This window comes from Rhodoferax sp. (genome assembly GCF_018780565.1).
Lineage (GTDB): Bacteria > Pseudomonadota > Gammaproteobacteria > Burkholderiales > Burkholderiaceae_C > Rhodoferax.
Map to the genome: position 1 here is coordinate 579,097 of NZ_JADMJN010000003.1, position 22,979 is coordinate 602,075.

A 22,979-nucleotide genomic window follows, 5' to 3' on the forward strand; every position below is an offset into this window, starting at 1 on the left:
GCTAGCCAGCCTGGCACCACCGACCGGAATCCGGGCACACGCTGCCCCTTGCGCCGTTCAGCCAGACTTGCTCCTCATCCAGTAGCAGCGAGGTCGCAGGGTCGATGTCGAAGGTGATCCGAAGTGCGTGTGCAACATTGACATTTTCGACGGGAAGTTCCCACGTCAGAAAGAGTTGGGTGCAATCCTTTTCGGGTGGGAAGTCAGCCACATCAAAGCCACCGCTGCAGCGCTCAATGACGGCGTGAGGCTGGCCGGTATCGAACATCACCACAGTACCTCTGACCAGGGGGATTCGATGACCTGTCGAGGGGAAATGCAAGTCCAGCCCTCTGTCCTCGCTCAGGAAGAGATTGCAGAAGGCTGCGCCGCCATAGTGTGCGCCGTCATGGTGGTACTGCGCGCCGCGACAGGCCATCAGGGCAACCTCACAGGAGGTCAGCACCTCATGCAGACCGAGTGCACCTGTCCAATCGGACACCGCCTGCACGCAGTGCCTGTAGTCCGGCCAGCGCGTTCGTGCTCGCGCCAAAGGCAGTGCTTCGACGTCTCCGGGCTCCAGATCCAAGCGCACCGTTGTCTCTCGATTCCAATCGGCTATCAGCCTTGCAGGAGGCTCCGGTATGTCGAGCGTGCCTGTCAGCACGATATCGCTCACGCTTCGACTGCGGATGGCATCGCCACTCCAGAAATAGGAAGCAAGGAGGTCTCGCGCACGATGCAGTGGAGGGGGGCGGTGCCTCTGGGGCCGTGTATTCAAACTCAATCCAGTGGCATCGATTTCGCCATGGCGATGTAGTCAGCCTTCTTTTGAAGATCCGAGTGTTCATCGGCATAGGCAATGGCGATGGTGTTGAAGCCGTCATTGATTTCCAGGAATGCGTCAACAACATCGGGATCAAAGTGGCGTCCTTTGGTTTGCCGAATAATCTCTACCGCCTGCTCATGGCTCATCGGGTTTTTGTAGACACGCTTGCTGATGAGCGCGTCGTACACATCGGCCAAAGCCATCAAGCGTGCCGAGAGGGGTATTTGATCTCCGGCCAGTCCCTCCGGATAGCCTGAGCCGTCCCATTTTTCATGATGCGAGTACACAATTTCTTTGGCATACGCAAAGAGCGGGACGGTCAGCTGAAGCGCTTGCTCCGCTTTGTCAATCACATTACGCCCCAGGGTCGTATGCGTTTTCATGATCTCGAATTCCTCAGGCGTCAGCTTGCCGGGTTTGAGAAGAATGCGATCCGGGATCCCAACCTTGCCAATATCGTGCAACGGTGCTGACTTGAACAAATGCGTGATGTTCTGCTGCGTCAGCTCGCGTGCAAAGCGGGGATTTCTGGAGAGCTTCCTGGCCAGAATCCTGACATAGTGTTGAATACGCAGGGTGTGGTTGCCAGTATCCGAATCCCGGGTCTCTGCCAGTGCCGCCATGGCCATGATGGTCACATCCTGGACATTCAGGATTTCACGGGTCCGATTTGCCACCTCCAAATCCAGAAACTCGCTTTTGTCCTTCAGAAAGGCTGCGGCAGACCTGCTTGCGATGTGGGCTTTGACCCGTGCCAGCAGAATGCTCGGACTGATGGGTTTGCCAATGTAGTCCACGGCGCCCAGTTCCAAGCCATATTTTTCGTGATCCACCCCGATTGCGTCGGTTGTGAAAATAACGGGAATGTCTTTGGTCTCTGGCTCATTCTTGAGTTCTGCGATCACCTGATACCCGTTCACGCCGGGCATTTCTGTGTCCAGCAGAATGAGATCCGGCCGGGGTGCAGTGCTGGTCATCTTCAGTGCCTGCTGCCCGTTGGATGCCAACTCCACCGTGTAGGCATCCTTGAGGATCCCTTGCATCAGAGACAAATCATGCGATGAATCATCAACAATCAAAACGGTGTATTTTGTTTTCATGCAGTAGGTATTGAAGATGTGGTGAGATGTTTCTGAAGTCCATGTTACTGCCTGACGGGCTTCTCTCTGCTCCAGCCTCATTGAAAACAATCAGGGCAATGATGCGAGGCGCCAGTTGAGAAGTCAATAGACTCGTCATAGAATGGTTCTCCAAAATCTGACACCCGGTACTTATGGCTCACATTACCTGGATAGAAAATTCCACTTTGTGTACGGCACTTCTTGATGATGTGCCGGTTTGTGCCTTGAAAACCAAAGATATTGGTGGCGTCACCGCGAGCTGGCTCGACGGTCGCCTTTGGGCACCGCCGAGTCACATGCCCAAAGCAATGCCGCAGGTATCACGTTTTTTTGCGGAAATTGCAGATGCGAAGCTCGCGGTGGAGCAATATCTGCATAGCTGAGGGCATTTTTTGTAGTGATCGGGCCGATGCCGGCAAAGGCTGCGGAGAGACGCGAAATTGCAGCCTTCATACGCCGGCCAATTCCTCGTTCGGCACAGGCCGACCCAGTAGATATCCCTGGAACAGATGGCAGCCGAAATTGCGCAGGGTTTCGAACTGAGACTCGGTCTCCACTCCTTCTGCCACGACATGCAGTCCCATATGAGATGCCAGCGACAGGATGGTTTTCGCAATGGCGGCATCGTCATCGTTGGTATCGACGTGGCTGACAAATGAACGGTCAATCTTGAGAACATCGATTGGCAACTCCTTCAGGTAGAACAGCGATGAATAGCCGGTTCCAAAGTCATCGATGGCAAAGCGCACCCCTCGGGATCTGAGGCCATGCATCTTTTCTACCGTTTCCGTCAACTTGGTCTGTAGCGAGCTCTCGGTGACTTCCAGCGCCAGCTGCCCATGATCCACTGCGAAATGATCCATGACAGAAATCACCTGTTGTACAAAATCGGGTTGCTGAAACTGACGGGCACTGACGTTCACGGCGATATGCCATGCACTGCGCTGTGGGTCTGAGCGCCATTGCGCCAACTGTGCGCAGGCCTGTTCAAGCACCCAACAGCCGATCGGAACGATCAGTCCTGTTTTTTCTGCCAGCGGGATGAAATCCATGGGCGGGATCAGACCTCGCAGGGGTTGCCGCCAGCGCAGCAATGCCTCGACGTAGACGGTTTTACGGTCGTGGTTGGTGATGGGTTGGTAAACAACCTGGAATTCGTTGCGCGCCAGTGCATGACGTAAATCCGTCTCCAGAGCCATCCTCTTTTCATAGCTTATTTGTACCAGGGGATCGAAAAGGCACATCCTTTGACGGCCCTCTCCCTTGGCCTGGTAAAGCGCAATGTCCGCCTGTTTCAACAATTCATCGGAACTCAATTCCTGGCCGCAGTACATCACCATCCCTATGCTCGGCGTGCAGTTCACGTCGGTGCCATTGAGCTGGTAGCTCTCACTCAAGGAGAGCAGAACGTTCTCGCCGTGATGGCTGGCCAGCGCTGTGGCTTCGATCCGGTTGGCTCCGAGGTCCGTCAGCAGGACTACGAATTCATCGCCGCCTAAACGGGCTACCGTATCCGTCTGACTGAAGCACTGCCTGAGGCGGGCAGCCACCATCGTCAGCAGCTTGTCGCCCTGGTTATGTCCCCGTGTGTCATTGATATCCTTGAAATGGTCCAGATCGAGAAAAAACAGCGCACCATGCTGACCGCTGCGGGCGGACTGGGCAAGTGTTTGCTGCAATCGGTCCAGTAGCAGTCGCCGGTTGGGCAGGCCGGTAAGCTCATCGCGATAGGCCATCTCCTGCATCTGCAGCTCGATGCGTTTGCGCTCGGTGATATCGGCGCGAATCGCGATAAAGCGAACGGGCAGCCCCGCCTCATCCATGTACGGGACGATGGTGGTATCGACCCAATAAAGGCCTCCATTTTTGGCCCGGTTGCAGATCTCGCCAGTCCAGACGCGCCCACTTTCGAGGGTTTGCCAGAGCGCATGGAAAAACGAGGCGGGGTGATACCCTGAGTTGATGATTCGGTGCGTCTGGCCAAGCAACTCAGTGCGGCTGTAGCCAGAAATATCACTGAATTTTTTATTGACGCTGGTAATGATTCCGCGCGCATCCGTTACTGCCACGATCGCATGCGCATCCAGCGCTGCCTTGAGCGTGCTCACCTCGCGCAGTGAATCCAACAGCTTCTGCTGGAGCAGGTATTGTTCGGTGGTTTCGATGGATACAGCGATGACGCCGATCACACGTCCGTCTGCAGCCCTCTCCGGTGCCATCGATACCGAGTTATAACTTTGCCGCCCGTGTTCATCCATCACCGGCCACTCATAGGATGAAGTTTGCCCGGACAAGGCGAGCGCCCAGCGATAGCTCACCTCCGCCCGCCGCACTGGCTCCACCACCTCTTCAAAGGTTCGCCCCATGATCTGGTCTACCGGCTGGCCCAGGCGATGCGCCAGCCGTTCGTTCACGTAGCGGTAGCGGCCTTCGCGATCCAGCCGGGCAATCGTGGCCGGCACTTGGCTGAGTACCGCATCCAGCTCTGCCTGCTTGCTGCGCAGAGCCTGCTCCGAACGGTGCAAATGTTCATAGGGCTCACGCATGTCCAGCATGAATGTGCCAGCATAGATCAACGCGTAGGAAGCCACCTTGAACAGGTGACCGAAGATCACCAGGAAATCACTGGTATCGTAGTAGCTGGTGAAGGTCAACTCGCCCAGCCCCATGATGAAGCAGGCTGCCGCAAAATAATATTGACGTGCTCCCTCGTTGGGTCGGTTCGCTGCCAACCAGAAATAGAGGGCGGCCAACAAATTGCCCATGCACAGAATCCATTCGATGCCTGTCTTGAAGGGCGTAACGCCCCGGGATGGAATGAAGGTTTGCGGAAACCACTCCAGATGCCAGGTGCCTATGGCGAACAATGCCACGACAGTCAGCAAGCCCCCGAGCTGCCACTGCCAGCGCGCGCCAGGCAGGAGCACCTGACGGGCCACAAGCCAGATTGCCAGCAGTTCGACACCACGCCCCATAAGCCAGAAAAAAATCGCTTTGGAAGTACTGCTTGGGCTACCGAATGCCGGCATACCTTCGTAACTTACAGCGTGAATGATGTCCATGCCGGCGACCACGGTGAAGCCAAATATCAGGGTACTGGAAATGCGCTGGCTGTCCTGCGCGAAGGTATGCCAGGCAATGACGACCACCAGTACCGAAACCACCACCGAAAACATTTCCAGCAGCAGGTGCACTATGAGCATGGTCGGACTGTCATGCGCAAACATGCTGAAGGTCGGCAAGGTCAACGCTGTCCCCAGTGCGCATAGCGCCAGCGCGCAGGCCCAGCCTGCCATGCGGCGGCTTTTATCGAGCAGGTGGTCTGTATTCATGGGCGAAGAAAATCTTGCGAGCGCGGTGCGGTGCAATCCGTTCTATGGACCGGTCGTTTCAAACTATCTGAGTGCCAAAGTTGCTCGAACTGGAGCGTTGATCGCATGGGGTTGTGTCCTGCCTGCACGGCCGTCAGCATTAAGCGTGAACACACTGACCACCTGCACCAGTTCATCCGCTTGCCCCCGAAGACTGCCCGCGGCTGCCGCCATTTCTTCCACCAGCGCCGCATTTTGCTGTGTGGCCTGGTCCATCTGTATCACGGCCTCCCCGACCTGCGCCACTCCGGCTGCCTGTTCGTTGCTGGCCGCGCTGATCTCGCCCATGATGTCGGTCACCCGCTTGATAGAACTCACCACTTCGGTCATGGTGGTGCCAGCCTGGCCTACCAGTGTCGTGCCTTGTTCAACACGCTCCACGCTGGCATTGATGAGCGTTTTGATTTCCTTGGCCGCATCCGCGCTGCGTCCTGCCAGAGACCGCACTTCGGATGCCACCACGGCAAAGCCGCGGCCTTGCTCACCGGCTCGAGCTGCTTCTACCGCGGCATTGAGCGCCAGAATGTTGGTCTGGAAGGCAATGCCGTCGATCACGCTGATGATGTCGCCGATCTTCCTGGAAGAATCGTTTATGCCTTTCATGGTGTCGACCACTTGGGCTACAACCTCACCACCTCGTATGGCTACGGTAGACGCGCTCTGGGCCAGCTGGTTGGCCTGCTTGGCGTTGTCGGCGTTCTGCCTGACGGTGGAGCTGAGTTCTTCCATCGAGGCTGCCGTCTCTTCCAGCGCACTGGCCTGGCTTTCGGTACGGGCGCTCAGGTCCTGGTTGCCTTGAGCAATTTGTGCGCTCGCCGTGGCGACGGATTCAGAACCGGAGCGCACTGATGAGACGACGTTGACCAAACTGTTCTGCATGGCAGACAGGGTATTGATGAGTTGAGCGACCTCATCCTTGCCGTGGCTGCGAATGTTGCGCGAGAGATCCCCTTGCGCTACAGCATTGGCGGTGTCCATGGCCAGGGCCAGCGAGCGGGTGAGGCCTCGGATCAGACTCCAGCCAACAAATGCCGCAAACGCCACTCCGGCCACCAGGATACCGATAGCCAATGCACGCACGCTGTTGAAGCTGGACTGGGCGGACACATACTCTTCCTTGGCTACATCAAGCTGCAAATCCGTCAATGCCACAATTTCTTTGCGGACCTTGCTGTACAAAACTGCCTCAGTTTCAACCAACAATTTACGCACCGCGTCCATATCGTTGGCGCGTATTGCCGCTTGGGCCGGGCGTACAAATTCGCTTACATAAACCTTTCGGGCTTCCGCCATGGTCTTGGCAATTTCAGCCTCTTTCGGCGTGAGTGTGGTCGCCATATAGATATCCCAGGTTTTGGCAATTTCAGTCAGATTCTGGTCGACTTCGTTCATGTTGGTTTTGGCGACATCGGGATTGGCCAGCGCCACCGAATTGTTGATAGCTACCCGGTTGCGCAAGATCAGGCGCTGCACGTTCATCAACTGTCCCATGGGTACGGTGCGGTCTTCGTAAACAGTCTTGAGTCTGGCGTTGGAGTCAGCCATGCCACGCACACCCAGGGTGCCAATGACGAGCATAAGTACGGACAAGAGGCTGATCAATAAGGTCAGGCGTGTGGAAATTTTGAGGTTGTTCATGCTGGTCTCTCTAATTTGTGGATACGCTTTGGAATACTTCGGGTTAGTGCGATGGGTTCGTGCTCAGCCCCATCTCGGCGCCGGTCATGAGCTTTTCGATATCCATCAGGATCAGCATGCGCTGCTCAGTGCCTTGTTCCAGAGAGGCAATTCCGATCACATGCTGCGCAGACACCGCGCTGTTGAATTCAGGGGCTGGCTTGATGTCTTCATTTCTGAGTTCCACCACGTCAGACACTGCGTCGACCACCATGCCCACCACGCGGTTTGAAATGTTCAGCACAATAGTCACGGTCTGGCTGTCGTACGCCACGTCAGCGATGTCAAACCTGATGCGCATGTCCAGAATGGGCACGATCACACCACGCAGGTTCAACACGCCCAGCACATACGCCGGGGCGTTGACCATCCGTGTGCAGTTCTCAAAGCCGCGAATTTCCTGCACCTTGAGGATATCGATGCCATATTCCTCGGCGCCGAGTCGAAAGCTCAGATATTCACCCGCACCCCTTGCTGTAACCCGAGAGCCCGTTGGCGGCATTTCCATCACTGCTGTATTCATTTGCGCATGCTCTTTCTGCGTTGTTGCCGACCAAGCCGGTAACATGAGAATAGGGGCAGGCAAAGGTCTTGTGTCTGAGCAAATCTGAGCAAGACCGACCAGGCTCGCAGCAGCAGGTGTCAATCAAAGCTTCACGTCAATCGGCGCCTGAAAAGAGAAACCAACTGCGCGCAATGTGTTGACGGGCAGTTCCAGTCCGCAGGCCTCTTGCACCTTGCGGCGCAGTCGGCGCATCTGGGTGTCAAGCCGTCGTTGGTCGTAATCGAAGTAATCAGCACCCAGCGCGTGGACGATCGCCTCACGTGTGACACTTTCGCCACCTTGGGCCAGGGTCTTGAGAACAACGAAGTCCTGAGCCGACAACGCAACTGGTGGAAAGCCCGGCGGCGTCAGCTGACGTGGCGAGGCCTGCAGCAGCCAGCGCGGCTGCTCCTGCACGTCCATGCGACGCGCCAGGGCGGCTATGGTGGCGGCCAGTTCGCTCAAATCAGCGGTCTTGGGGATGTAGTAATCAGCACCGCCGGTCAGGCCGGTTACTTTGTCCTGCGTACTGCCGCGCGCAGTCAAAATAACGATGCCCAGGCGCATGCCACTGCGGCGCATGCGCAGAATCAAATCCAGTCCGTCACCATCAGGCAGTCCGAGATCGAGTACAGCCACCTGATGCTCGCGTGGCTGGAGCACCTGCATGAACTCTGCGACCGTGGCCGCCACAGTGACACGATGACCCTGCCCCTGGAGAAACTCGGCGAGTTCTTCGCGCAGCACGGGCTCGTCTTCCAGTAGGATCACTTGCGACATGGTGCGAGTTTAAAAGAGAAGCCGGCTGTTGTATCTGAGCAAACCTGAGCAAGATTTTTCGGATATCTGCTGTACCGCTACGTGTTATGTTCACGCCATGCTTAAACGACTGATGGTTGGACTGGTCAGCATGCTGCTGGCTGTGCTTGCGATGGCGCAAACTTCAACACCAATCCTGCTGGCTCCACAAGGTGGCGAGGTGTCGCTGTCTGGTCGTATGCAGTGGCTGGAAGATGTCAGTACGCGCATGACGCTGGCGCAGGCCCACACGGCGGCAGGTTGGCGTCCCTTGGCGGTTTTGCCAGATTTTGGCTATACCCGTTCGGCCATCTGGTTGCGGCTGACTGTGGAGCAGCCACCGCAGGCGGTATCCGACTGGCGATTGGAAATCGACAATGCTCAGCTCGACGATGCCCGGCTTTACCGCTTTGGCCCGAACGGCAGCTGGCAGGAGCAACGCATCGGTCGTTTTGTGCCCCGGGAGGACTGGCCGCTGAATTCCCGCACGCCCACATTTGGCCTGCAACTCCCACCGGGTTCGCATACGCTTTACCTGCGTCTGCAGGGAGAGCACACGCTTTCCAGTGGCATTCACTTGTGGACTGCCGAGGCGTATCGGGTGCACAGTGCTTATGAGGCGCTGATCTTTGGCGGCTACTTTGGCATGTATGCGATTGTTATCGTGCTACAGATTTTTTTCTGGACCATGACCCGTGAAAGCCGAGGCGGCTGGTATCTGTTTTACACGCTGGTGCTGCTCGCTGGAACCCTTTTGAACTCCGGCTATCCGCAGAACATGCTGGACCTGACCAGCGGTACATCGACGTTATTTGGTGTTTACCTGTGTCTTGCGCCGACTGCAATCGCCCGGCTGACAGCGGTCTGGTTGGAACTGGATCAGCACCTGCCAAGGTTGAATCGTATTTACCAGTACGGCAGCTATGGCGTTGCGGTTTTCGCCAGCGCATTGGTACTGACAGATAGCTATCTGGTGGGGGTACAACTCAGCCAGGTAAGTACCCTGGTGCTGGTGCTGGTTTCCTTCGGTTTGGGCTTATGTCTATGGCGCAGGAAAGTGCCGCATGCGGGTTTTTACCTGCTGGTCTTCGGCTTCATAGATTTGGGCATTCTGGCGAGGTTCTTGCGCAATTTGGGTCTGCTGCCGGTGAGTTTTATCACTGACTACGCGTTGTTCATCGGTATCACGCTGCATTTGCTGGCCATGAGCCTTTACTTTATCTACCGCTACAACCATTTGCATTCTTCCCTGAAAGTGGAGCAGCGTGCACGTGAGGAACAGCAGGATTTTGTCAACATGGTCTCACACGAGTTCCGTACGCCGCTGGCCATCATCAATACTTCTATTCAGCAGCTGGTGGCCAACCTGGGCGCCCCTATCGAAAAAACCCTGCAACGCGGCCAGAACATACGCAATGCCACGCAAAGGCTCGCCCATCTGCTCGACGATTATCTGTCTATGGACCGGCTTGACAGTGCGCATCAGCCTGTGAAGTTGATTTCTTGTGATTTTTTTGAAGTGATTGAGGATGCCACGTCGGATTGGCCCTTGGGCCGCATAAAGATCCATGTGAAGGACTTGCCATCGCCGTTCCTCTGCGATCCGGATTTGATGCGCATCGTGTTGCGCAATTTGCTCGCGAATGCCGACCGTCATTCACCCGCCGATTTGGCCATTGAACTGAATGTTTCGGGATACCCCCATGGCGGTCTCCATATACGGTTGCAGGACCATGGCGAAGGAATTGCCCCAGACGAACTGTCTCATCTGTTCCAGAAGTACTTCCGCGGTCGTGGCTCCAAAGGCAAACCCGGTGCCGGGCTCGGGCTTTACCTGGTACAAAGAATTGTGCATGCGCATGGCGGCACGATTGAGGTTCAAAGCACGCTTGGACAAGGCACCACGTTCTCCATCCTTCTGCGCCCAGGCCCTCTGCGTCGCGCCTGACCCGATCGTATTGACGCCGTTCGGTATCCCCGGGTCTTGCCCCTCATTTCGCCACCTCCACTCTGACCCGTGCATTCGGCGCCTCACCAAACATCTCCGGCGCATACATGGCTTCGACGCGTGAGGGCGGTAGCGCGAACTCCCCCACGTTGTTCAGACGAATGGTGTATTCCATTTTCACGATGCCCTTGGGCAGGTACTGGTAGTAGCTGCGAAAGGACTCGAAGCTGCGTTCCTCGAACGCGGGCCAACCGGCACCTTCACGCTTCTCGTCTTGGGTCGCAATCTGCGAATCACGTCCCAGGCCACTGCCCAGAATGGTGGCGCCGGCGGGCACCGGGTCGGTGATCACGGCCCAGGTCATGTCGGCGCTGGCATTCACCTCCAGCGTGATGCGCAGCACGTCGCCACGGGTGTAGCTGCCTGCGGGCAGGCTCTTGTTGGCCTGCTCCACGGCTTGGATGGTCTTCCTGATCTGGTAGCCCGCATTGAAAGGCTCCTTGAGCTGAATCGCTGCGACTGATTGCAGTGTGAGCCAGGGTTTGCCGGGGCCCTGGTGGGTCACGTTCAACGTGTCTTTGTCAGTGGTTTTACTCCAGGGCAGGAACATGCTGTTGTTGCGCAGGTTGCCCGGTGCGGCGGGTGCACCGAACCAGCTGGTCTGGTGCGCAGCACCGGAGGCGTCGGTGGTCTTGATGCGTTCCACTTTGCTCCAGTCCACGCTGGCGGAACCGGAGCGCATGGATGCCTTGGTGGTGCCCGCCACCGCCACGGCCTCAAACTTGGCCGAGAATTTCTCCAGCGCCAGCCCGCCCCACAGGTTGGCGGTGGTGGTGTGCCACGCGCCGCGCTGCTGGCGACCGATGAAGCCGTTGGCCAGGCGGCCCATATCGTCTTTCCAGGCCGGGTCGTCCATCACGGTCAGCATCAGGCGGGCGGTGTTGACATCGCCGTTTTGCATCAGCCACCACCAGTAGTCGTCGCGTTCGGTGGAGAAGATCATCTTGGTGCCCTGGTAGCTGATCCGGCTCTTCAGGATTTGGGTCGCCTCCGCCATGCGCTTGTCGCGTTCGGGCGCGTCGGCTACGCGCTTGAGGATGTTGAGCCAGTCAATCACCGCGTGGGTGGGCCACTGGTTGGGGGCGATGGTGATGCTCGCCAGCATGCGGCCCTGCACCTTGCCGTAGCGCGACAGGGCCTCCAGTGCGGCGAGCTTGCGGATGTCCAGGTCCTTGCGCGGGCTCCAGAACGAACGCTGGATGCGTCCTTCCACAAACGCCATTAAACCGCGCTCCATCGGGGCACGCACTTCGTCACTCAGCGCAAAGGCAGGGTTGATGCTGGCGGCCTCATGCGTGGCGGCCAACATGTAGGCCGTGAGCGTATCGCTGCCCCGGTTGGATTCACCATCGCGCGGTGGGAAGTAGCTGGCCAGGCCGTCGGCATCCAGGTAGCTGGGGATCTGGCCGACCACGGTTTGCCACAGCTTGCCGTCGCGCAGGCCTACGGCCTTGCTGGTTTTTTGCTCCAGGCAGATGAAGGGGTAGTTGGCAAACCAGTCGCGCACCCCAGGCATACCTTCAGCGAGCTTGGGTTGCAGCGCCATCTTCAATCCACCGCGGCCGGGCAGGGCGTCTGCAGGCGGGTTCACGTCCAGTGTGAAAGGTCCATCCACTTGCACCAGCGTGGCCTGCTGTACTGTGAGCGGTACGGCAGGAATGATGCGCTGGCGTGCCTTCAGGGCATCGCGGGCACCGCTGAGGGTGTCCCGGGCTTCGATCTCCCACAGAATGGCTTCAAAGCGCGACAGGGCGAGTTGGGCCGGGGCGGTCACCGTCCAGGCCACTTCTCGCGCATCGCCAGCGGGAATGTCCACGGTTTGCGGCTTCAGGTCGAGCAGGGTGGCGCGGGGCGTCACCTCCACCTTCATCGCCTGTTTGGTCGTGTTGCGCAGTGTGAGCTGGGCACGGTACTGGTCATCCTCGCGCACCAGGGGCGGCAGGCCGCTGATGATCTGCAAGTCTTGGGTAGAGCGGATGCTGGTGCTACCCGTGCCAAACAGGCCGGTGGACGCATCGGCTACCGCGACGATCCTGAAGGTGGTCAGCGCATCATTCAACGGCACACTGACGGTGGCGCTGCCATTGGCATCGAGTTGCACCCTGGGGTTCCACAGCAACAAGGTTTCCAGCAGCTCACGCGCACCGCTGTGACCACCACCGCCGCCTGCTGCCACGGCCTTGCGGCCATAGTGCCTGCGGCCAATGATTTCCATTTGGGCGGTGGATGTTTCCACGCCCCAGGCGCGGCGTTGCAGCATGGCGTCGAGCAGGTTCCAGCTGGTGTTGGGCATCAGCTCCAACAGGGCCTGGTCGACAGCGGCCAGCGCCACTTCGGCATTGGCAGCGGGTTGGCCGTTGGGCAGCTTCACCTGGATGGTGACCTTGGCGTTGCCGCGCACCGGGTAGCTTTCTTTGTCCGCTTTCACGCTCACATCCAGCTGGTGCGCTTTGGTGCCGACCCGAATCTCGGCCAGGCCCAATCTGAATGCGGGTTTGCTCAAGTCCACCATGGCCGTCGGCGCTACATATTCACGCCCTTCGTACCAGAACGAGGTCCACCACTCGCGCGGTGCCTTGTAGCCCCAGGTGAAGAAGCTGTACCACGGCACTTCGCGCAATCGGCCGCGCAGGGCCAGCACGCTCACGTACACATTGGGCCCCCAGCCCTCCTTGATCTTCACATGGAGGGTCGGGTCCTGGCCGTTGAGCTGCACCACTTGCGTTTCAACGATGCCTTCGCGCTCCACCGCCACCAGCGCGGTGGCAAAGCGGAAAGGCATGCGCACCTGGAACTTGGCAGTCTCGCCGGGCTGGTAGCTCTTTTTCTCGGGCAGCACATCCATGCGGTCGTGGTTTTCGCCGCCAAACCACAGCTCGCCCTGCTTGGTGACGTACACGCTGGCGGCGGCCTGGATGCTGTTGCCGCTGCTGTCTTTGGCGGTCACCACCAGTTCCACCTCGCCCGGTTCGCCCAATTTGGTTTCACACAAAAGCAGACCACGTGAATCGCTCTTGCCCGAGCACACGGTGCCCAGGTCCTTGATGCTGGTTTTGTTGTCGTAGGTGTAGAAGCCACCCACCATGCGTTTGCGGCTGGTGGTCACGATGCGGGCCGTGGCCCTGACCTCCAGCGAGACACCTTCCTGGGTCTTGCCGTTCAGGTTCAGCGCCAGTGCCTGGAACTTGATTTTCTGGCTGCTTGAAACCCAGCCTTCGGTCTTGATCCCGGCCACCACAGCAGCGGGCCACAAGGTGTTGACGCTGCGGATGGTCTGCACTTCGCCATTGGGGTCGGAGTAGGTGGCTTCGAGCAGCAACTCCTGGGGTTGGCGGGCAGTGGGTACTTTGTCGACAAGCACTTTGCCGGCACCGCTTTTGTCCAGCGTCAGCGGCAGCTTGTCGGCAATCACCCGCGCGTCTTGCGTAGCGCTGGCTTCTTCTTCACCCTCGCTGCTGGTTTCGCGTTGGCCACGCGGAGGCTGGAAGCTGAATTCTTCAAAGTCGCCATAGCTCACATACTTGCCACGCACCAGGGCCGACACGCGCACCGGCAGGTTGACGGCGCCGCCACCGGCCACGTAGTTGATCTGCACGTCAACCGGCACTGCCTTGACGTTGACCAGTGCCTTTTTGTCAGCAGGGGCGATGCGGCCTTCCAGCACCGGCAGGCGGAACTCTTCCACGCGGAACTGGCCGCTGGAAAAGCTGCGCTGATTGCCAGTGCCGCGCAAGCTCACGTCATAAAAACCGAGCTTGGCGCCGGGCGGGATGGCAAAGCTGCTTTCCGCACTCTGGCCGCCGGTGGCGGTCTTGCGCCAAACCAGCGGCTGGGTGTATTGCTGGCCGCTGCCCACGTGGGTCACCACCAGGGTGCCGGGCTGCACGGGGGTCAAGCCAAAGCCGCTGGACGTTTCGGTGCGCAGGATGTGTTTCATGGACACGGTTTCGCCAGCGCGCAACAGGGGCCGGTCAAAAATGGTGTGAGCCCGCTCGTCGGGCCGGGTGCTGCGGCTGGTGGGTACATTGAAACGCCAGGGCTCAATGCCGCGGTGCCAGTCGCTCCAGGTGAAGGCCAGGTCCTCCACGCCGGCCTGTATGGCGCGCGCGCTCACAAAGTAGGCTTGGGTGTACTGGTTCTCGGTGCGGCAGGTGGGGGCCGTAGGGGCGATGCCGCTCAGGCTGGCAATGCCTTGCGCGTTGGTGGTGGCACTGGCCACTTCGCGGCCACGGCAGTCGGACACCCGAACTTTGGCGTTGGCCACCGGAGTACCCTTGTCCAGCGTGGTGACCCAGGCCAGCGCATTCTCGCGTCCGAGCTTGAAGTGCACGCCCAGGTTGGTGACCAGTGCCGAGCTGCGCACGTACATGGTGCGATGGCCACCGTGGCGCTCGTCCAGCAGGGTGGTGCCCAGTTTTTGGGAGGCAATTTCCACCACATGGAAGCCGGGTGACAGCGGTATGCCCACGACCTCAAACGGGCGGGGGTCGCTGCTGACAGGTTTGGGCAGGTCCAGCGTTTTGACGCCGTTTTGACCTTGCAGCAAGGACACCATGCGGCTTTGAACTTCGTTGCGGTCTCGGGCATCCAGCGGCTTGGGCAGCGGCCCCTTCACATCCGCAGCGGCCATGCTGCGCGACACGGTGTACTCGTCGTAGCGTTGCACCTTGGTGTACCAGGCGATGATCTCGGCATCGGTGCCGGGGCGCAGATCGCTGACTTTGCTACCTTGGACTTGCAGCACGGCTTCGACGTTGCGCAGTGTCACTGGCAGCAGGGCCGGGGTATTGGCTTTGGCGTTGGGCTCGGCAAAGCGCTCGACGATACCAAAGGGCGAGGCCGCAAACTTGGCCAATGGCGGCATGCCTGCGGTGGTCACCTTGAGTGGAAAGCTGTCGGCATTGCGCAGCCTGCGCTGGGATGCGTCCTTGAAGTCTTTGGGCAGCTCTACTGTGAATTTGGTCTGCTCGGGCAAGACGGTTTGAAACGACACACTGTTGACGAGGTTGTCGCCATCGCCGTCTGGCTGGTCGAACACCGGCTTGAAGCTGTCCTTGTCAGATTTCAGGCGAATGCCCTCGGCCAGCTTGCGCGGCACCGGGGCGTTGAAGTTCAAGCTCAGCGGCCGGATCGGCAGGCAGGCCGACTGCGCGTTTTCGCGCTCGCAATTGAAACTGGCGGCAAAGGGCTCGCGCACCTGAAAGCTGAAACGCTTCTCGACCAAGTTGGCCACGCCATGGGGCATGCTGCCACTGCCTGGTGTGGCCACCCCTTTGCCGTATACCAGTTGCACCTTGGCCGAGGGCGTCAGGCGGCGGTTGCAGGCCAGCGTCACGATGCTCAAGGGCGCTTGGGCGGCTGCGGTGTCCAGGCCCTGGGCCTTGAGCAGCGCGGCCCGCTCGGTGCCGTCAATCAGCCTTATCGCGACCCGCTCACCGATGCCGTCCACCACGCACCACAGGTTGGCCTGCAGGCTGGCCAGCGTGGCCGCTCCATTGAGCCGCAAGGTGAAGAACTGTTCCTCGTCGATGCGGGCACCGTCGTAAGGCCGGATGTTTTGCACAAACGGCCCGCCGCTATTGAATTTATAGCTGGTGGCTCCCGTCATATCCTGGCCTTTGGCTGATTTCATGCCTGGGCGAACTTGCAATGTGCAAGCCATGCCGGGTGGCAGGTCGCGCTCGAATTCAAAGGCCCATTCCTTGTCGCTGATCCAGCGCCCCGAGCCTTTGGTAGCCTGCGCGTCGCTGCAATTCAGGATCAAAGGGGCGGGTGCCTTGGGGTCACCAAAGTTGACGGCGCTTTCGTCGAACTTGGCCACCACCTGGCGTACCCGTGCCACCTCGCCCTGTGGAGACAGGCTGATGATCTGGAACGCTTGCGCGGTGATGGCGGCCATCCCCAGAATAGCGGCCGAAAGAATTTTTTTAGTGCGCACGTATGCCTCCTCTGAGGTCACGAGCGTAGCCGAATTGGGGCCTATTTCACAGCATCTTTTGTATCAGGGCACCCTTGAACAACACCGGTCCGGTGGGGCCACCCGCGCTGGGGACGCCGCCCTTGGGCTCCAGACTGATGGCCAGCGTGGGCACCTCGCGCACATCGCCCTCAGCGGCGCTCAGGCGCAGCAGCTTGTCATTGCCCAATACACCCAGCGATTTGGGTCCGCCTGCTGGTGGCAGTGCCCAAAGCTGCAATGAGCGGTCGCCCGGCTCCTGAAAGCCGCCCACGCGTTGCAAGGTGAGTTTTTTGTTTTTGACATCAAAGGTAACCAGCATGGACGCGGTGGATTGGTCATCGGCCAGCACCGCCACGTATTCAATTTGGGGTGTGGTCAACAGCCTGGCCTGCAACTGTGCAATCTCGCCGCCCATTTGCGTGCGCAGGTTCAGGCCCGTGACCACCGCCAGCAGGGTGGCCAGTGCACCGGCGGCCGTGGCACCGCGCCACAGTGCGAGACTGCGCAGTCGGCCACCCAGCCCGGAACCTGCGGCGCTGGCCTGTTGCGCGGTGGCTTGTCGGGTCCCCTCCATCCTTTTGGCGGCCAGTTCGCCTTGCAACAGGTTGTCAATGCGGGTCCATACCGCCGGTGCCGGGACTGATGGCTGTTGCAGCTCGGTCATGCTGGCGATGCGGGTTTGCCATAGTAGGGCTGCCACCCGCACCGGGGCTTGTTCACGCGCGAGCGCCTCGAAGCGACGGCGCGCGCCGCCGCGCAGGGTGCCCAGTGCGTAGGCGCTGGCCAGGCGGTCCAGCAGTTCAGGATTTTTGATGAGATTCATGCTTCGTTCTCAGGCAAACCGAGCCATGCACATTCTCAGCTGGTCCAGCCCACGCCGGATCCAGGTCTTGACGGTACCCAGGGGTAATTTGAGCTGCTGAGCGAGTTCACTGTGGCTCAGGTCGCGCACATAGGCCAGGCTCACTACTTCGCGCTGGCGGTTCTCCAGCTTCCCCAGGCACTGGTGCAGGGCCCACGCTTGTTCGCTGGCTTGGGCGGTGTCCATGGGGCTGGGCGAATCACCTTCAAGGGTGTCAGACATGAGCTCGTCAATCTGCTGTGTCAGGTGGCTGCGATCGGCGGCGCGCCGACGCAAAAAGTCCAGTCCGCGACTGCGCACGATCAGACCCATCCAGGCCATGGGCGGACTCAAGGAAGCGCGGTAGTCGCCCGCAGCGCGCCAGATGGTCAGGAAAGACTCCTGCAGCACGTCCTCGGCCCACTCCCGATTGCCGGCTACCCGAAGCGCCAGGCCAAACAGTTTCGAAGAGCAGCGGTCGTACAGGGCCTTCAATGCGGCGGGGTCCTGCAGGGCGACGCGGTCCAGGAGCTGGATCAGCTCGCTATCCTGAGTTTCAGAGTTCATGGCGAGATTGTCCGAGATTCGCAGCGTGCCGCCATGGGGCCACCGACCTTCCCTTGTCAAATTGGGGTTGCTATTGAATAAGTAGCTATGTGCGTAATGAATACGCTGGCCAAGGCGGGAAAACATGCATCTCTCCGTGAAAAAAGGCCAGGCGGACCGATGCTGTAAGTACGGTCTGTGTGGCGTAGCAGATTCAGCCGCCGAAATAACCCGCAAATCTTGAGGGTCAAGTTGAATCCAGTGGCGCCGCACCTGCGTATTCAGTGCGTCGGACGATTTTTCCGATGGCGGCGTCAAGCCCTCAACCCACTCAATAAGGAAACCACCATGAAATCTGTTGTTCAAACCCTCCATGCGCCAACCCTCGCTTCATCACGCCGCATGTTCATGGGCCGTACGGGCACTTTGTCGGCCGTGGCGGTCGCCCTGCTGGCGGGCAAGGATGTGTTGGCACAAGGCATGAGCGGTGATATGTCCAAGGACGTCAGCATCCTCAACGTTGCCTTGGGTCTGGAGCACGAGGCCATCAATGCGTACCAGCTGGGTGCCGGCAGCGGACTGCTGCAAAAGCCGGTGCTGGACATTGCTGTCCAGTTTCAAGGCCACCACAAGGTGCACCGGGATGTCCTGATGGCCACCATCCAGAAAATGGGCGGCACACCGGTGATGGAAAGGAAGCTGGACGAGTACGCCAAGGCATTGAAGGCTGACACGCTGCGCAATCAGGCCGATGTGCTGGACCTGGCAGCTCGGCTGGAGCTGGGCGCCATCAATGCCTACCTCGGCGTGATACCCGCGTTCGGCAGCAAAGACCTGGCCAAGGTGGCAGGCCGTCTTGCCGCCGATGAAACCATGCATTTCACGATTCTGACCAACGCGCTGGGTCGCCCTTTGCCTGCTGGTGCGTTGTCCTTTGGCGCTTGAGACCGCTTCGCATCCTGGTTTCGGTACTTGATATTTTCATTAAGCAAGGATTCATGATCATGAACATTCGCAACGCATTGACACTCATTTCCGTTGCAGCCCTGTCTGCCTGCGCTACCCAGGGCTCTTCCATGGCGACATTTTCCCAGGCCGGTTTGCCCGAGGCTGTCAAGGTTCCAGCAGGCCATGCGGTTGCCATGGAAACCATGGCCGCCGGCGACATCACCTACCAGTGCCGCGCCAGGAAAGACATGCCCGGCCAGTTTGAGTGGGTGTTTGTCGGACCCGATGCCGGGCTCAAAGACCGAAGCGGCAAGGGCGTCGGCAAGTACTACGGCCCGCCCGCAACCTGGGAGAGCATGGATGGCTCCAAGGTCACTGGCAGCCAGGTGGCCATTGCCGCGGCAGACATGGGCAGTATTCCACTTCAACTGGTCAAGGCCAACCCGGCCATCGGCATGGGTGCAATGCAGGGCGTGAGCTACATCCAGCGCGTCAACACCCGCGGTGGCGTGGCGCCTGCCTTGATGTGCGGCGCGTCCACCCTGGATCAGAAGCAGATCGTGAAGTACACAGCGGATTACATCTTCTGGCGCGCTGTTTGAGAATGCCCGGGTGATCGTCTACACTGCGCCTTGCCCGGGGTGCGCTAGGTATGCGCTGAGATGGTCGACCAAACCCGCGAACTTGATCCGGTTCATACCGGCGTAAGAAGAGCCAGACTTGCAGTCCCATTGCCCCCTGACGGGGTAAATCGGGTTTCGTGCCGTCCTCCCTGTTCGCGTGATTAATGGACTGTTCTCCGGAGCTGTTTTTCACCACTTCAGGAGACCATGCCATGAACGCACCCGACAAATTCAGTCAGTTGATGAGCCTTACGCGCGAGCCCTTGCCGGCCTCTCGCAAAATCTACGTGCCAGGCAGTCAGGCCGACGTCAAAGTGCCGATGCGTGAAATCATGCAAAGCAATGGCGAGGCCGTCACGGTGTACGACACCTCCGGCCCCTACACCGACCCGGTGGCCATCATCGATGTGCGCCAGGGGCTGGCACCCGTGCGCAGCAGCTGGATCGAGTCGCGTGGCGACACCGAGCTGTACGCTGGCCGCGCGCCCTATGCCCTGGACGATGGTCTGAAAAATGGCGAGACTGATGCACTGGCTGCCCTGCGCGCGCAGGCCGCTGGCTTACAGCGCGCGCCGCGTCGTGCCAGGACCGGGGCCAATGTGTCGCAAATGCACTATGCCCGCCGCGGCATCATCACGCCGGAGATGGAGTACGTGGCCATCCGCGAGAACCAGAAGCAGGCCTGGATGGAGCAGTACCTGACTAATCCCGAGCGCGAAGCGCGATTGGCCGGCAACAGCTTTGGCGCCAGCATCCCGAAAGTCATGACGCCGGAGTTTGTGCGTGATGAAGTGGCCCGTGGCCGCGCCATCATCCCCGCCAACATCAATCACCCCGAAGTCGAGCCGATGGCGATTGGCCGCAACTTCCTGGTCAAGATCAATGCCAACATCGGCAACTCGGCCGTCACCTCCAGCATCGAGGAAGAAGTGGAGAAGCTGGTGTGGTCGATTCGCTGGGGCGCAGACACGGTGATGGACCTGTCCACCGGTAAAAACATCCACACCACGCGCGACTGGATTCTGCGCAACTCGCCGGTGCCGATTGGCACGGTGCCGATCTACCAGGCACTGGAAAAAGTGGGCGGCGTGGCCGAAGACCTGACCTGGGAAATCTTCCGCGATACCTTGATCGAACAGGCCGAGCAGGGTGTCGACTACTTCACGGTCCATGCTGGCGTGCGCCTGGCCTTCATCCACCTCACGGCCCAGCGCATGACGGGCATCGTCTCGCGCGGCGGCTCCATCATGGCCAAATGGTGCATTGCGCACCACAAAGAGAATTTCATCTACACCCATTTTGATGAAATGACCGAAATTTTGAAGGCTTATGACGTGAGCTATTCGCTGGGCGATGGCCTGCGGCCCGGCTCCGGTGCCGATGCCAACGACGAAGCCCAGTTCGCCGAATTGCGCACCCTGGGTGAGCTCACGCAACAAGCCTGGCAGCAGGATGTACAGGTGATGATTGAAGGCCCAGGTCACGTGCCCATGCACATGGTGCAGGCCAACATGACCGAGCAGCTCAAGCATTGCCACGAGGCGCCGTTCTACACGCTTGGACCATTGACCACCGACATTGCGCCCGGCTACGACCACATCACCAGCGGCATCGGCGCTGCCATGATCGGCTGGTTCGGCACCGCCATGCTGTGCTACGTGACCCCGAAAGAACACCTCGGCTTGCCGGACCGTGACGACGTGAAGGTGGGCATCATCACCTACAAGATTGCCGCGCATGTGGCCGATGTGGCCAAGGGACACCCCGGCGTGCGGGCACGCGACGACGCCTTGTCCAAGGCGCGTTTTGAGTTCCGCTGGATGGACCAGTTCAACCTCTCGCTGGATCCCGACACTGCACGCGATTTTCACGATGAAACCTTACCGAAGGACTCGTCCAAGGTGGCTCATTTCTGCTCCATGTGCGGACCGAAGTTCTGCTCCATGAAAATCTCGCAGGAGGTGCGCGACTACGCCAAAGACAAGGGCGTGAGCGCCGAGCAGGCGCTGCAGTCAGGCATGGCCACCATGTCGGAAGAGTTTAAAAAGGCAGGTGGGGAGATTTACATTCCGATCAGCAAGGCTTGAAAGAAAGGCCTGTTGTCTGACAGACGCATGTCCGCTACGATCTTAAAATCAAAAAATGGCGGGCATTCGCTCTTCCTGGAGGTCCCTATGAAATCAAGCATCGTTCGAATTGGCCGTGTCGTGGCCTTGTCCCTGGCCTGCACCGTGGGCTGCAGTGTCGCCTTCGCCGAAAAGCCCGAGTGGGCGGGCAATGGCAACAAGCAGGAGCAAAAAGAAAAGAAGTCCAAATTCAGGGACGACCGGCAAGGCACTGAGGTCAAGGTCGGCGCCTACTTCGGCGACCCACAACGTGCTGCCGCGAGGGAATACTATGGCAAGAAGTACTCCGCCAAGCGCTGCCCTCCAGGTCTTGCCAAGAAGAACAATGGTTGCATGCCACCGGGACAAGCCAAGAAATGGAACGTGGGTCAGCGCCTGCCCAAGGACGTCATTTACTATCCCGTTCCACAAGGGGTGGTGGTCCAACTCGGCATACCACCTGCCGGGCACCGTTATGTGCGCGTGGCCAATGATATTTTGCTGATCGCGATTGGCAGCAGCATGGTGATTGACGCGATTGAAGACCTGATGCGCTAGGCGTCTGATCCTGGTCAATTTTTCTGCGGATCATCAGGTCAACGGACGAAAGACGAAAGGTCGTTCCACTTGTGGCGTGGCACCACTGGTGCCGGGTCCGCCTGCGCCAGGAGCCTCGACGCCACGACGCTCGGTGAAACGTTCTTGCAGCTTGATGGTCTGGTCATAGCGCTCCCGTTTCTCGGGGTCTGAAAGGATGGCGTAGGCATAGTTGATCTGTGCCAGCCTCTCGCTTGCGGCATTGCTGCCTGCTTTTTTGTCGGGATGGTTGAATTGGGCCAGGCAGCGGTATGCCGCCCTGATGACCTGCGGACAGGCCTTGGGGCTGACTTCCAATGCGTCATACAGCGTGAACTCACCTTGCATGGGTTCATCATGCACAGGGGCTGGTGGAGGGCTTTGCGCCTTGTCAAAACTCCCGCAGCCTCTTCAGGCCACAGCCTTTTCCCTCGAACACATTGAAACAATTGTTGCGATACAGAGTCTGGACGAAGTCGTGCGGGGCTGCTGAAATTCGGACGTGTCGACGGGCACCACGCAACGCGTGCGGGGTACAAGGTTTGATCTCCCGCCTGCGGTGTTGCCCGGAATTTTCATTTGTCCAATTTGGAGGAGCCCCCATGCCCAGCTACACCCTGAATGTCAACGGTCAATATCTCACTGCCAACGTCAGCAGTGCCGATATGCCCTTGTTGTGGGTTCTTCGAGATGTGCTCAACCTGACCGGAACCAAATACGGTTGCGGCATCGAGGTCTGTGGCGCTTGTACCGTGATGGTCGGCGGCCAGCCGGAAAAGTCATGCAACATGAACGTTTCTTCGGCAGTCGGGAAAGACATTGTCACGGTTGAGGGGCTCTCCAAAGATCGCAGCCACCCGGCGCAGCAAGCATGGATCAAGCACCAGGTGCCGCAGTGTGGCTATTGCCAGTCGGGCATGTTGATGTCCGTAGCTTGTGCCATGAAGGCGGGACACCATGGCAACGAGATTGCATCTGAGGTGAAGAATCTTTGCGTCTGCGGAACCTATCCTCGAATCAAGGCGGCTGTCGCCGGTCTGTAACCCAACGCAAC

Annotated in this window: 17 protein-coding genes and 1 riboswitch; of the genes, 7 read left to right on the forward strand and 10 right to left on the reverse strand. The window is 59.1% G+C overall.

The features are described 5' to 3' along the window. Position 1 precedes the first annotated feature (1 nt). Together IV109_RS06640 and IV109_RS06645 are read right to left on the reverse strand one after the other, a co-directional pair. Entirely contained in the window at positions 2–724 is a 723-nt protein-coding gene (locus IV109_RS06640; RefSeq protein WP_296694308.1) for a hypothetical protein, read from the reverse strand. Positions 725–762: 38 nt separating this feature from the next. Beyond that, the gene (locus IV109_RS06645) at positions 763–1,908 is read right to left on the reverse strand and encodes a two-component system response regulator (RefSeq protein ID WP_296694036.1); all 1,146 of its coding nucleotides are present in this window, start codon (positions 1,906–1,908) and stop codon (positions 763–765) included. 173 nt (positions 1,909–2,081) lie between these two features. Here IV109_RS06645 and IV109_RS06650 point away from each other — a divergent pair, with 173 nt between their 5' ends. Beyond that, a complete protein-coding gene (locus IV109_RS06650; protein ID WP_296694040.1) occupies positions 2,082–2,312 on the forward strand; it encodes a hypothetical protein in 231 nt (76 codons plus the stop codon). Positions 2,313–2,378: 66 nt separating this feature from the next. Here the strand turns inward: IV109_RS06650 and IV109_RS06655 are convergent, their stop codons facing one another. The 4 genes from IV109_RS06655 to IV109_RS06670 form a co-directional block, all read right to left on the reverse strand. Further along, entirely contained in the window at positions 2,379–5,261 is a 2,883-nt protein-coding gene (locus tag IV109_RS06655; RefSeq protein ID WP_296694042.1) for an EAL domain-containing protein, read from the reverse strand. Positions 5,262–5,324: 63 nt separating this feature from the next. After that, entirely contained in the window at positions 5,325–6,938 is a 1,614-nt protein-coding gene (locus IV109_RS06660) for a methyl-accepting chemotaxis protein (RefSeq protein ID WP_296694045.1), read from the reverse strand. Between the two features lie 43 nt (positions 6,939–6,981). Beyond that, complete coding sequence (locus IV109_RS06665; protein WP_296694310.1) at positions 6,982–7,485, reverse strand: chemotaxis protein CheW; 504 nt, start codon at positions 7,483–7,485, stop codon at positions 6,982–6,984. A 138-nt stretch (positions 7,486–7,623) separates the two neighbouring features. After that, the gene (locus IV109_RS06670) at positions 7,624–8,301 is read right to left on the reverse strand and encodes a response regulator transcription factor (RefSeq protein ID WP_296694048.1); all 678 of its coding nucleotides are present in this window, start codon (positions 8,299–8,301) and stop codon (positions 7,624–7,626) included. A gap of 97 nt (positions 8,302–8,398) precedes the next feature. On the opposite strand from IV109_RS06670, the gene IV109_RS06675 reads away from it, so the two are divergent. Further along, on the forward strand, positions 8,399–10,267 hold the full coding sequence (locus tag IV109_RS06675) for a sensor histidine kinase (protein ID WP_296694050.1): 1,869 nt from the start codon (positions 8,399–8,401) through the stop codon (positions 10,265–10,267). 43 nt (positions 10,268–10,310) lie between these two features. Here the strand turns inward: IV109_RS06675 and IV109_RS06680 are convergent, their stop codons facing one another. From IV109_RS06680 to IV109_RS06690, 3 genes are all read right to left on the reverse strand, one after another. After that, complete coding sequence (locus IV109_RS06680; protein WP_296694311.1) at positions 10,311–16,226, reverse strand: MG2 domain-containing protein; 5,916 nt, start codon at positions 16,224–16,226, stop codon at positions 10,311–10,313. 85 nt (positions 16,227–16,311) lie between these two features. Continuing rightward, positions 16,312–17,109 carry an anti-sigma factor gene (locus IV109_RS06685; protein ID WP_296694051.1) on the reverse strand — a complete coding sequence of 266 codons (798 nt, stop codon included), beginning with the start codon at positions 17,107–17,109 and terminating at the stop codon, positions 16,312–16,314. Between the two features lie 9 nt (positions 17,110–17,118). After that, positions 17,119–17,694 carry a sigma-70 family RNA polymerase sigma factor gene (locus IV109_RS06690; protein WP_296694054.1) on the reverse strand — a complete coding sequence of 192 codons (576 nt, stop codon included), beginning with the start codon at positions 17,692–17,694 and terminating at the stop codon, positions 17,119–17,121. Between the two features lie 327 nt (positions 17,695–18,021). Between IV109_RS06690 and IV109_RS06695 the strand changes: the two genes are divergently transcribed. The 4 genes from IV109_RS06695 to IV109_RS06710 all read left to right on the forward strand — a co-directional run bounded on the left by IV109_RS06695 (position 18,022) and on the right by IV109_RS06710 (position 21,907). Beyond that, positions 18,022–18,618 carry a ferritin-like domain-containing protein gene (locus tag IV109_RS06695; RefSeq protein ID WP_296694056.1) on the forward strand — a complete coding sequence of 199 codons (597 nt, stop codon included), beginning with the start codon at positions 18,022–18,024 and terminating at the stop codon, positions 18,616–18,618. Between the two features lie 59 nt (positions 18,619–18,677). After that, positions 18,678–19,223 (forward strand): DUF3455 domain-containing protein, encoded by a 546-nt coding sequence (locus IV109_RS06700; protein WP_296694057.1) that lies wholly within the window; start codon positions 18,678–18,680, stop codon positions 19,221–19,223. 25 nt (positions 19,224–19,248) lie between these two features. Further along, a riboswitch (TPP riboswitch) is annotated at positions 19,249–19,350 on the forward strand. Positions 19,351–19,456: 106 nt separating this feature from the next. Then, on the forward strand, positions 19,457–21,331 hold the full coding sequence (thiC, locus tag IV109_RS06705; protein WP_296694059.1) for a phosphomethylpyrimidine synthase ThiC: 1,875 nt from the start codon (positions 19,457–19,459) through the stop codon (positions 21,329–21,331). 87 nt (positions 21,332–21,418) lie between these two features. Beyond that, positions 21,419–21,907 (forward strand): hypothetical protein, encoded by a 489-nt coding sequence (locus IV109_RS06710; RefSeq protein WP_296694061.1) that lies wholly within the window; start codon positions 21,419–21,421, stop codon positions 21,905–21,907. A 33-nt stretch (positions 21,908–21,940) separates the two neighbouring features. Here the strand turns inward: IV109_RS06710 and IV109_RS06715 are convergent, their stop codons facing one another. Beyond that, a complete protein-coding gene (locus tag IV109_RS06715; RefSeq protein WP_296694064.1) occupies positions 21,941–22,273 on the reverse strand; it encodes a J domain-containing protein in 333 nt (110 codons plus the stop codon). Between the two features lie 254 nt (positions 22,274–22,527). Here IV109_RS06715 and IV109_RS06720 point away from each other — a divergent pair, with 254 nt between their 5' ends. Further along, positions 22,528–22,968 carry a 2Fe-2S iron-sulfur cluster-binding protein gene (locus IV109_RS06720; protein WP_296694066.1) on the forward strand — a complete coding sequence of 147 codons (441 nt, stop codon included), beginning with the start codon at positions 22,528–22,530 and terminating at the stop codon, positions 22,966–22,968. The last annotated feature ends 11 nt before the right edge of the window (positions 22,969–22,979 follow it).